We start from the raw sequence: 10,978 nt of genomic DNA, 5'->3' as shown, positions 1-10,978 counted from the left end.
GGCTCGCCCGGCAGCACCGTCAGCGGCCACGGCCGGTCCAGCGCGCTGCGCGGCACGGGCGGCCCGGAGGCCGCGAGCAGGTCGCCGAGCTCGTCGGCGCCGCCCAGGTCGGCGCCCAGGTGGACGAGCTCGGGCAGGCCGTCGGCGCGGCCGGCCAGGACGAGGCTGACCCCGGCCGCACGCAGGACGTGCAGCCGGGGCCGGGTGTGGTCTGTCATGCGGTGGACGTCATCCCTTGTTGGCGCCGAGCGTGAGGCCGGAGACGAAGTGCCGCTGGAGGGCGAAGAAGACCACCAGCGTGGGCACCGCGACGATGACCGACCCTGCGCTCAGCAGGTTGTAGTCGATGAAGAACTGCCCCTGCAGGTTCGCCAGGGCGCTGGTGACGGGGAACTTGTCGCCCGTGGACAGGAACGCGACCGCCCAGAAGAAGTCGTTGTAGACCCACGTCACCTGCAGGGTCGCCAGCGCCGCGAGCGGCGGCCGGCACAGCGGCAGGATGATCTGGACGTACTGGCGGAGCACGCCCGCCCCGTCGACGAAGGCGGCCTCGGTGAGCTCCTTCGGCAGCGTCTTCATGTAGTTGCTGAGGACGAACGTGCAGAAACCCATCTGGAACGCGACGTGGACGATGATCAGCGCCCAGTACGAGTCGTACAGCCCCACCCGCAGGAAGAACCGGAACAGCGGGATGAGCAGGGCCTGCTGCGGGAGCAGGTTCGCGGCGGTGAAGAACACGAGCATCGCGACGTTGAGGCCCCACGAGAAGCGCGCGAGCACGAACGCCACCATGGACGCCAGGAACAGCGTCACGAGCACCGACGGCACGACGATGACCAGCGTGTTGAGGAAGTGCCGGCCGAAGTCGCCCTGCTCCCAGGCGCGGGCGTAGTTGTCCAGGGTGAACCCGCCGAACGACACGTAGCCGTTGACCGCGGTGAAGGCGTAGTCGCGGAACGAGTTGTAGACCGCCCACACCACCGGGAACAGCCAGGCCAGGGACACCAGCGTCAGCACCGCGTAGAGCAGCACCCGCCCCGGGGTGACGGGCCTGCGACGGGCCGCCGGCGGGACCCGCCGCGGTCCGTCCTGCTCGCCGGGGGCGGTGCGGGCTGCGGACGTCGAGGTGCTCATCGTCGCTCCTCCCGGAGGATGCTGCCCAGGTAGGGGACGACGAACACCATCGCGATCGCGAAGAGGATCGTCGCGATCGCCGAGCCGAACCCGACGAGGCTGGCCTCGCCGACGATGTTGGCGGTGACCAGCGCGCTGAGGAGCTCCAGGCCGTTACGGCCCTTGTTGACCACCCACACCAGGTCGAAGGCGCGCAGGGACTCGATGACGGTGATGACCAGCACCACGACGTTGATCGGCGCGAGCGTCGGGAAGACGACCGAGAAGAAGGTCCGCGTCTCCGACGCGCCGTCCATGGCGGCGGCCTCCTTGAGCGCCAGGTCGACGCTCTTCAGGCCCGCCAGGTACAGCAGCATGATGTAGCCGACGTGGCGCCACGACGCCGCCACGAGCACCGCCCAGATGTTGACCGACGGGTCGCCGTACCAGTCGACCCGGTCCGAGCCCTCGAGACCCAGGACGACGTTGAGCAGGCCCTGGTCGCGGCTGTAGATGAGCTGCCAGATGAAGCCGGCGAGCGCCAGGGACAGCACGACGGGCAGGTAGATGGAGCTGCGGTAGAACCACGACCCCTTGAGGTCCCGGTCGAGCAGGACCGCCAGGAACATGCCCAGGGGGGTCGCCACGAGGAAGAACACGGCCAGCCACAGCACGTTGTTCCGGATCGCGGTCCAGAACGGCGGGTAGCTCGTGGTGATGGCCTCGTAGTTGTCGGTGCCGACGAAGTTCACGCGGTCCAGGCCGCCGATGCCGTTCCACCCCGTGAAGGACAGCAGCACCGTGCCCAGCGTCGGCAGCCACACGATGCACAGGACGATGAGCGCCGGGACGGCCACCATGACCGCCAGGACGACCCGGTCGGTCGTGGTGAGCAGCTGCAGCCGGGTCCGCCGCCGTCTCCGCGGGCGGGCCCCTCCCCCGGCCGCGGGGGCCGGGGGAGGCGCCACCGGGGTCGCCGTCACCGCCTCAGCCCTCCTCGACGAACAGACGCTCCTTGCCGGCCTGCAGGTCGGTCAGCACGCCGTCGATGTCCTCCGGGTCCTGCAGGAACTTCTGCAGCGCGGGGATGACGATCGTCGAGGCGAAGTCGGGGCGGGTGTCCCGGTCGAGGAACTGCGCGATGTTCTCGGCGCTGCCGATGAGCTCGGCCGCCTTCTGCTGCAGCGCGCTGTAGCCGCTGGTGTCGGCCTCGAGGTGGGCGGCGATGTTGTTGGGGTTCTCGGCGAGGAAGAGCTCGCCCGCCTCCTTGGAGCCGAGGAAGCGCAGGAAGTCCTTGGCCGCGGCCTCGTCCTGCGGGTCCGCGACCATCATGTAGCCGTCGATGGGGGCGTCGAGGGCGCCGTTGCCGATCTCGTCGTCCAGCGCGGGGAAGGTGAAGAAGTCCAGGTCGTCCCGCTCCTCGCCCTCGGGGAACTGCTCGCCGACGAACATGCCGAGGATGTACATCGCCGACTCCTTCTGCAGGAGCGACGCCGCGGCGTCCTGCCAGGTGCGCCCGACCGGGTCCTCCTGGTGGAAGGGCAGCAGCGTCGCCCACTCCTCGAAGACGGCGCGGACCTCGTCCCCGTCCCAGTCCTCGTCGCCGGCCATGAGGCTGATGTGGAAGTCGTAGCCGTTGAGCCGCATGTTGAGGATGTCGAAGGTGCCCATCGCCGGCCAGCCGTCCGCGTCGCCGAAGGCGAACGGGACCAGCCCGTCGGCCTGCACCTGCTCGCATAGCGCGATCAGGTCGTCCCGGGTCTCCGGCACGGTGTAGCCGTTCTCCTCGAACAGGCTCTTGCGGTAGAAGACTGCCCACGGGTAGTTGAGGACCGGGACGAGGATCTGCTTGTCCCCGTTGCTCGAGGCCTCCTTGAAGGCCGGCGTGAAGCCGTCCTCGATGTCCGTCCACACGTCGGTGAGGTCGCCGACCAGGCCCTGGTCGTCGAAGAAGCGGCCGCGGAACCCGGCGAACCACGTGAAGACGTCGTCGGGGTTGCCCTGCAGGTAGGAGTTGATGGACTCCTGGAACGTCTCGTTGTCCTGGACGTTGGGCGTGACCTCGATGCCGCTGGCCTCGGTGAAGGCCGCGATCACGGCGTCCTCGGCAGCGCGGGGCACCTCGTCGCCGAAGCGGGAGCCCAGCGTGGTGGCCTCGCCGTCGCCCCCGCCGCCGGCGTCGTCGCTCCCGCAGGCGGAGAGGGCACCGACGGCACCCACGGCGCCGGCACCGCGCAGCAGGCTGCGCCGGGCGAAGGCGCTCTGCAGCGCGTGGAGGTCGGGCAGGCGGGACGGCAGGGCGGCAGGACGGGGGTGGGTAGGCACAGGAGCTCTCCAGAGTCACTCGGCACTGAGAAGCAGGTCGGCTCTGGACCCAGAGTCCAACACAACTCGACATCGGTTGTCGCAGACACAAACAGCGGCTCCGCCGGGTGTCAAGCAACCCCCTGGGATCGGGCCGGAACCGTTACCCGGGCGTGACCACGTCATGCCTGGTGGGAGCGCGATCTCGGGCCACAACGGACACCTGGTCCCGGCCGCCAGCGATTTGTTTGGTTGTGTTGACTTACTCCCGCGACGCCGGAACAGTGTGCGGACATGAGGGAATGGCCAACGGACCGGCTGCTGCTCGGCGGCGACTACAACCCCGAGCAGTGGCCCGAGGAGACGCTCGAGGACGACGTCGCCCGGATGCAGGAGGCGGGGGTCACCTTCGCCACCGTCGGGGTCTTCTCGTGGGCCCTGCTCGAGCCGGAGCCCGGGCGCTACGAGACCGCGTGGCTGGACCGCGTGCTGGACCGGCTGCACGAGGCCGACGTCGTCGTCGACCTCGCCACCGCGACCGCGTCGGCCCCGCCGTGGTTCGCGCGGCTGCACCCCGACGCCCTCCCCGTCACCCGCGACGGGCTCCGGCTGTCGCACGGCAGCCGGCAGACCTGGTGCCCCTCCTCCCCCGACTTCCGGCGCCGGAGCCTGGACCTGGTGCGCGTGCTCGCCGACCGGTACGCCGGGCACCCGGCCGTCGCGATGTGGCACGTGGGCAACGAGTTCGGCTGCCACAACCTCATGTGCTTCTGCGACACCTCCGCCGAGCACTTCCGCAGCTGGCTCCTGGCGCGCTACGGCGACCTCGACGGGCTCAACGCCGCGTGGGGCACCACCTTCTGGTCGCAGCGCTACACCGAGGTGGGCGACGTCGTGCCTCCGCGCACGACGACCGCGATCCCCAACCCCACGGCGGAGCTGGACTGGCGCCGCTTCTGCTCCGACGCCTCGCTGGCGCAGCACGTCGCGGAGCGCGACCTGCTGCACGAGCTGTCGCCCGGCGTGCCCGTGACGACCAACTTCATGGTCGGCTTCTCCTTCGAGGGACTCGACTACTGGCGCTGGGCGCCCGAGCAGGACGTCGTCAGCAACGACCACTACCGGGGCGCGCACCTGCCGCACCCCGAGGCCGAGCTCGCCATGTCCGCGGACATCACCCGGGGGCTGTCGGGCGGCGCCCCCTGGGTGCTCATGGAGCACTCGACGTCGGCCGTCAACTGGCAGCCCGTCAACCCGCTCAAGCCGCAGGGGCAGATGCTGCGCGACAGCCTGTCGCACGTGGCGCGCGGCGCCGACACCGTCGGCTTCTTCCAGTGGCGGGCCTCGGTGGCCGGGGCCGAGAAGTACCACTCCGGCCTGCTCCCCCATGCCGGGACGGACACCCGGCGCTTCCGCGAGGTCACCGAGCTCGGTCGCGTCCTGCGTGCCTGCGGCGAGGTGGCGGGCAGCAGGACGGAGTCCCGGGTGGCCGTGGTCGTGGACTACGAGTCGCTGTGGACCACGGACGCGGCCTCGACCCCGACGCAGCTCCACCGCTACACCGACGAGCTGCGCGCCTGGTACGAGGCGGCCTTCCGGGCGGGTGCCACGGTGACCGGCGTGTCCGCCGAGGGCGACCTGTCCGGCTACGACGTCGTCCTGGCGCCCAGCCTGCACCTGGTCTCCGACGCCGGGGCCGCCGGCCTGGCCGCCGCGGCCGGGGCGGGTGCGCAGGTGGTGCTCACGTACTTCTCTGGCACCGTGGACCCCGACGACCACGTCCGCCCGGGCGGCTACCCGGGGGCTTTCCGCGACCTGCTGGGCGTCCGCGTCGAGGAGTTCGCCCCGCTGCTGCCCGGCCAGAGGACGACGCTGCGCGCCGAGGACGGGTCGGCCGTGCCCGGTCTGGACCGGGCGACCGGCACCGTGTGGTCGGAGTGGCTGCAGGCGCTGGACGGCACCGACGTCGTGGCCTCCTTCGTCGACGGGCCCGCCGCGGGCGACCCGGCGGTCACCCGCCGCACCACCGGGGCCGGGGCCGCCTGGTACGTGGCCACCCGCCTGGAGCCCGATGCGGTCGACGCGGTGCTGGGCGCCGTCCTCGGTGCGGCCGGCGTGGGTCCCGTCGTGCCCGGCCTGCCGGCCGGCGTCGACGCCGTCCGTCGCCGCAGCAGCACCGGCTCCTGGCTGTTCCTGCTCGACCACAGCGGTGCCGGCGCCACGGTGCCGGTCGTCGGGACGGACCTGGTCAGCGGGGCGGTGGCCACGACCGGGCAGCCGCTCGTCCTGGCCCCCGGCGGCGTGGCCGTCGTGCGGGAGACCGGCACCGACTCCGGCGGGCGCGGCAGCGGCGGGGACGACGGGTCCGCGTGAGCGCGCTCGCCCGGCAGCGGCAGGAGGTCATCCTCGAGCGGATCCGCCGCGAGGGCGGCGTCCGGGTCTCCGAGCTGGTGGACACCCTCGGGGTGTCCGACATGACGGTCCGCCGCGACATCGCCCAGCTCGCCGACCGGGGCCTCGTCGTCCGGGTCCACGGCGGCGCGACGCTGTCCGACGCCCCCCACTCCAGCTTCGAGCCGGCGTTCCGCACCAAGCTGGGCGAGGAGCGGGAGGAGAAGCTGGCCATCGCGCGGGCGGCGGCGGCGCTGGTCGCCCCGGGGTCGTCGGTCGCGCTGTCCGCCGGGACGACGACGCTCGCGCTGGCCGAGGAGCTCCGCGACGTCGAGGACCTCACCGTGGTCACCAACTCCGTGCCCGTCGCCGACGCGCTCTTCGACCCGGACCGCCGCGACCGGACCGTCGTCCTCACCGGCGGCACACGGACCCCCTCGGACGCCCTCGTGGGTCCGGTGGCCGTGCAGGCGCTGCGGGACCTGCACGTGGACCTGCTCTTCCTCGGCGTCCACGGCTTCAGCGAGCGCACCGGCTGCACGAGCCCGAACATGACCGAGGCCGCCACCAACCGGGCCCTCATCGCGGCGGCGGGGAAGACCGTCGTCGTCGCCGACCACACCAAGCTGCGCCTGGTCGGGCTCGCCACGATCGTCGGCCTGGACGACGTGGACGTCCTGGTCTGCGACCACGGGCTCCCCGAGGACGACCGTGCCATGCTCGCGTCGCACGTCGGACGCCTGCTCGTCGCCACCCCGCACGGGCCCACCCACCACGACGGGCCCCGCGAGGGGCACCCCGGGAAGGAGCCGGTGAGATGAGCCGGACAGACGCCGAGGGCACCGCCTCCACGGCCAGGACCGCGCGCGTGCGCCGCACCCGCGTCCTCATGGCTGACGGGCGCGAGCTCTTCTACTTCGACGACACCGAGCCGTTCGTGTCCGGCGAGCCGCGCGCGGGCGAGGACACCCGCGACCTGCCGCCGGCCTCGGGCGGCTCCCGGATGCGGCGGGACCCGCTGACCGGCGAGCAGGTGCCCATGGCGAGCAACCGGATGGACAGGACGTTCCTGCCGTCGCGGGCGATGTGCCCGCTCTGCCCGACCGTCCCCGGCGGGCCCGGCACCGAGATCCCCGCGGCCGGCTACGACGTCGTCGTGTTCGAGAACCGGTTCCCGTCGCTGAGCACCCGCGACGAGGAGCCGGACAGCCTCGTCGACGGCGACCCGACGTGGCCCGAGCGCGCCGCGGCCGGGCGGACCGAGGTCGTCTGCTTCACCGCCGAGCACGACGCGAGCTTCGCCTCGCTCACCCCGTCCCGGGCGCGCACCGTCGTCGAGGCGTGGGCCGACCGCACCACGGAGCTGCAGGCGCTGCCGCACGTGCGCGACGTGTTCTGCTTCGAGAACCGCGGCAAGGAGATCGGCGTCACCCTCGCCCACCCGCACGGGCAGGTGTACGCCTACCCGTACGTGCCGCCGCGCACCGCGCAGCACACCGCCCAGGCCGCCGCCCACCACGCCCGCACCGGGCGGGACCTGCTCGGCGACGTCCTGGACGCCGAGGTCCGCAGCGGCCGCCGCGTCGTCGCCCGCGGCGAGCACTGGACGGCGTTCGTCCCCGCCGCGGCCCGCTGGCCCGTCGAGGTCCACCTGGTCCCGCACCGCCACGTCCTCGACCTCGCCGAGCTCGACGACGCCGAGCGCGACGAGCTGGCCCACCTGTACCCGGACCTGCTCGCCCGCCTCGACCGGTTCTTCGTCGGGCCCGACGGCGAGGCCATCCCGCTGCCGTACATCGCCGGCTGGTTCGCCGCCCCCGTCGGCCCCGAGCGGGACGGCGAGCGCGCCGCCCTGCCCCGCCTGCACCTGCAGGTGTTCTCCGTCCTGCGCGCCCCCGGCAAGCTCAAGTTCCTCGCCGGCTCGGAGTCCGGCCAGGGCGCCTGGGTCTCCGACACGACCCCGGAGCGGATCGCGGACCGCATCCGCGAGCTGCCCTCGGCGTTCCCGGGCGCCGTGGTGACCACGCCGGTGGACGAGCAGCCCTCGGAGCAGCCCGTGCCGCCGTCGCCGGAACCGGTGCCGTCGTCGGACCCGTCGGTCCCGGTCGCCGGGGAGGGGACCCCGTGAGCGCGCCCGACCTGGTCCCCGCCGCCGACCCGGCGGAGCACCTGGCCACCGTGACCGACGCCTTCCGGGAGCTGGCGGGGACCGCGCCCGAGGGCGTGTGGGCCGCGCCCGGGCGGGTCAACCTCGTCGGGGAGCACCTGGACTACAACGGCGGGCCGGTGCTGCCCTTCGCCATCGAGCACCGTGGGCTGGTCGCGGCCCGGCGCCGCGACGACGGCCGCTGGCGCCTGGTCTCCCGCCAGGACGACGCCGTCTGGGAGGGCGGTGCGGACGACCTCGTGCCGGGGACCGTGCCCGGCTGGGCGGGCTACGCCGCCGGCGTGCTGTGGGCCCTGCGCGAGGCCGGCCACGACGTCCCCGGCCTGGACCTCGTCGTCGACGGCCGGGTGCCGGTCGGCGCCGGGCTGTCCTCCTCGGCGTCCCTGACCTCCGGGGTCGCGGTGGCCGTGGCGGACCTCGCGGGCCTGCCCGGTGCCGAGCAGGAGGACGGGCCCGGCCGCCGCGCGCTGGCCGCCGCGTGCGTCCGTGCCGAGAACGAGTTCGCCGGCGCGCCCACCGGCGGCATGGACCAGGCCGTGGTGCTGCGCGCCCGGGCCGGTCACGCGCTCCTGCTCGACTGCACGACCTTCGACGCCGAGGACGTCCCGCTCCCCCTCGGCGGCGACGAGGCGGCCGAGCTGCTCGTCGTCGACACCCGCGCGCACCACTCCCTCGTCGACGGCCGCTACGGCGGGCGCCGTACCGCCTGCGAGACCGCCGCGGCCCGGCTCGGCGTCCAGCGGCTGGCCGGCATCACCCCGGACGAGCTGCCGGACGTGCTGGCGCGCCTGGACGACGAGGAGCTGGAGCGGGTCGTCCGCCACGTCGTCACCGAGACCGAGCGCGTCGGGCTGGTCGCCGCGCTGCTGCGGCAGGGCCGCCTGGACGCGACCGGCCCGCACCTGCTCGCCTCCCACGCCTCGATGCGCGACGACTTCCAGATCTCGGTGCCCGAGCTCGACCTGGTGGTCACCGCAGCCGTCGACGCCGGCGCGCTGGGTGCCCGGATGACCGGCGGCGGGTTCGGCGGCTCGGCCGTCGTGCTCACCCCGGCCGGCACCTCGGAGCAGGTGGGGGCGGCGGTGCACGAGGCGTTCCTCGCCGCGGGCCACGGGCCCCCCGGGCTGCTGCCCGCCACCGCGACGGGCGGCGCGCACCGCGTCCGCTGAGCACCTGCTCGCGTCGCGGGAGCCGCAGGGCCGGGGCACGCTGTCGGCATGCCCAGCACCCCGTCCCCCGACGCGCCGTCCCGCCCCGCCGACCAGGACACCGAGGACGTGGGACCCGGCGGGGACGTCGAGCAGTTCGACCTCGTCGTGCTGGGTGTCGGCTCCGGCGGCGAGGTCGTCGCGGCCACCGCCGCACGGCGCGGCCTGCGGGTGGCCGCGGTCGAGGCCCGGCTGCTGGGCGGCGAGTGCCCGTTCCTCGCCTGCGTGCCGAGCAAGGTCATGCTGCTGGCCGCGTCCCGCGCCCGGGCCGCCGGCACCGACCTGCGCGCCGCGTTCGCCGACGCCGTCCGGGCCCGCGACGAGGCGGCGCAGCACCTCGACGACTCCTCGCAGGCGGACGAGCTGGCCGAGGCCGGAGTGGTCGTCGTGCGGGGCCGCGGCACGGTGACCGGGCCGGGCCGGCTGTCCGTCCGCCCGGACGGCGACGGCGACGTCCGGGAGCTGGCGTGGGGCCGCGCGCTCGTCGTCGGCACCGGCTCCCAGCCCGTGGTGCCCGACCTGCCGGGGCTCGACGAGGTCCCCACGTGGACGTCGGACCAGGCGCTGACCAGCGACGAGCTGCCCGGGCGGCTGCTCGTCCTCGGGGGCGGGCCGGTCGGCTGCGAGCTGTCGCAGGTCTACGCGTCCTTCGGGACCGAGGTCACCCTGGTGGAGACCTCGCCGCACCTGCTGCCGTCGGAGGACCCCTGGGTCGGTGAGGCGCTGCAGCTGCACCTGGAGGCCTCGGGCGTCCGGGTCCTGGTGGCGACGACCCTGGTCGGCGTCGAGCCGGCCGACGGGGGCGCACGGGCCCGCCTGGAGCCGGCGTCCGACGGGTCGGAGGGGTCGGAGGGCTCCGACGGGTCCGAGGTCGTCGTGGACCGGGTGCTCGTCGTCACCGGGCGGGCGCCGTCCGGTGACGGGCTCGGGCTCGACCTGCTCGGTGTCGCCGTCAGCGAGAAGGGTGCGGTCGAGGTCGACGACCGCTGCCGCGCCCTGGACGCCGACGGCTCCCCCGTGGCCGGCGTCCTGGCCGTCGGCGACGTCACCGGGCTCGCGCCGTACACCCACACCGCCAATCACCAGGCCCGCGTCGTCACCGCCGGGCTGGCCGGCCGCGACGTCCGGGTGCGGTCCGCGGGCATCCCCCGCGCCGTCTACACCGACCCGCCCGTGTTCTCCGTCGGGCTCGGCGAGGAGGCCGCCCGCGAGGCCGGCCACGACGTCCTCGTCGCCCACCAGGACGTGGGCGAGACCGGGCGCGCGTTCGTCGAGCAGCTCGGTGTGGGCACCGCGGACCAGCCCGACCCGGGACCGTCCGGCGTGCGCCTGGTCTGCGACCGGGACGGGACGCTGCTGGGCGCGGCGGCCGTCGGCCCGCACGCGGACTCCTGGGGCGGCGAGCTCGCGCTCGCGGTCACCGCGGGCCTGGACGTGCGCCTGCTCGCCGAGCACACCCGGGCGTTCCCGACCTGGTCGGAGGCCATCACGCCGGCGGCCCAGGATCTGGCCGCGCGGACCGGCGAGGACGTCTCGTAGGTTGTCCTCGTGAGCCCCCTCCCCGCACAGCCCCGGCTGCTGTGGGTGGTCGACCTGCAGGACGCCGCGCTCTCCGACGCCGTCACCGCGCTCGTCGGACGCACCGGCGGCCGGCCCTTCCCGACCGTCGCCGCCGCCGTCGCCGAGGTGGCGTCCGCGCCCGGCGCGGCACCGGGCGCCGTCCTGCTCTGGTCCGACCGCCCCGGCACGCCCGCCGACCGTCGACGTCACGCTCGGCACCGGGCACACCATCACC

10 protein-coding genes are annotated in these 10,978 nt (G+C 74.3%); 6 read left to right on the top strand and 4 right to left on the bottom strand.

Annotated elements, in window-relative coordinates:
* The 4 genes from WCS02_RS12925 to WCS02_RS12910 form a co-directional block, all read right to left on the bottom strand.
* Positions 1–218 (bottom strand): hypothetical protein (locus WCS02_RS12925; protein ID WP_340293865.1); only part of this gene is annotated, 218 nt, incomplete at its 3' end.
* Positions 219–228: 10 nt separating this feature from the next.
* Positions 229–1,134, bottom strand: coding sequence for a carbohydrate ABC transporter permease (locus WCS02_RS12920; RefSeq protein ID WP_340293863.1), 906 nt, complete (start codon positions 1,132–1,134; stop codon positions 229–231).
* Positions 1,131–2,096: a carbohydrate ABC transporter permease gene (locus WCS02_RS12915; protein WP_340293861.1), complete on the bottom strand. Its 966-nt coding sequence runs from the start codon at positions 2,094–2,096 to the stop codon at positions 1,131–1,133. Before WCS02_RS12915 ends, WCS02_RS12920 begins: the two co-directional genes overlap by 4 nt.
* A gap of 4 nt (positions 2,097–2,100) precedes the next feature.
* Positions 2,101–3,438, bottom strand: coding sequence for an ABC transporter substrate-binding protein (locus tag WCS02_RS12910; protein ID WP_340293858.1), 1,338 nt, complete (start codon positions 3,436–3,438; stop codon positions 2,101–2,103).
* A 273-nt stretch (positions 3,439–3,711) separates the two neighbouring features.
* Between WCS02_RS12910 and WCS02_RS12905 the strand changes: the two genes are divergently transcribed.
* The 6 genes from WCS02_RS12905 to WCS02_RS12880 all read left to right on the top strand — a co-directional run.
* Complete coding sequence (locus WCS02_RS12905; protein WP_340293856.1) at positions 3,712–5,790, top strand: beta-galactosidase; 2,079 nt, start codon at positions 3,712–3,714, stop codon at positions 5,788–5,790.
* Entirely contained in the window at positions 5,787–6,629 is an 843-nt protein-coding gene (locus WCS02_RS12900) for a DeoR/GlpR family DNA-binding transcription regulator (RefSeq protein WP_340293854.1), read from the top strand. The genes WCS02_RS12905 and WCS02_RS12900 overlap by 4 nt, the downstream gene beginning before the upstream one ends.
* Positions 6,626–7,936 (top strand): galactose-1-phosphate uridylyltransferase, encoded by a 1,311-nt coding sequence (galT, locus tag WCS02_RS12895; protein ID WP_340293851.1) that lies wholly within the window; start codon positions 6,626–6,628, stop codon positions 7,934–7,936. Before WCS02_RS12900 ends, galT begins: the two co-directional genes overlap by 4 nt.
* On the top strand, positions 7,933–9,144 hold the full coding sequence (gene galK, locus WCS02_RS12890) for a galactokinase (protein WP_340293849.1): 1,212 nt from the start codon (positions 7,933–7,935) through the stop codon (positions 9,142–9,144). Before galT ends, galK begins: the two co-directional genes overlap by 4 nt.
* A gap of 48 nt (positions 9,145–9,192) precedes the next feature.
* Positions 9,193–10,722 carry a dihydrolipoyl dehydrogenase family protein gene (locus tag WCS02_RS12885; protein ID WP_340293846.1) on the top strand — a complete coding sequence of 510 codons (1,530 nt, stop codon included), beginning with the start codon at positions 9,193–9,195 and terminating at the stop codon, positions 10,720–10,722.
* Positions 10,723–10,731: 9 nt separating this feature from the next.
* On the top strand, positions 10,732–10,978 hold a 247-nt coding region (locus tag WCS02_RS12880; protein ID WP_340293843.1), incomplete at its 3' end, for a hypothetical protein.

The organism is Aquipuribacter hungaricus, from assembly GCF_037860755.1.
GTDB lineage: Bacteria > Actinomycetota > Actinomycetes > Actinomycetales > JBBAYJ01 > Aquipuribacter > Aquipuribacter hungaricus.
This window is presented reverse-complemented; position numbering and strand designations above follow the sequence as displayed.

Bases quoted from the DNA above. Each gene is read 5' to 3' on its own strand.
- galT (WP_340293851.1), top strand. From the start codon at position 6,626: ATGAGCCGGACAGACGCCGAGGGCACCGCCTCCACGGCCAGGACCGCG.
- WCS02_RS12885 (WP_340293846.1), top strand. From the start codon at position 9,193: ATGCCCAGCACCCCGTCCCCCGACGCGCCGTCCCGCCCCGCCGACCAG.
- WCS02_RS12905 (WP_340293856.1), top strand. From the start codon at position 3,712: ATGAGGGAATGGCCAACGGACCGGCTGCTGCTCGGCGGCGACTACAAC.
- WCS02_RS12920 (WP_340293863.1), bottom strand. From the start codon at position 1,134: ATGAGCACCTCGACGTCCGCAGCCCGCACCGCCCCCGGCGAGCAGGAC.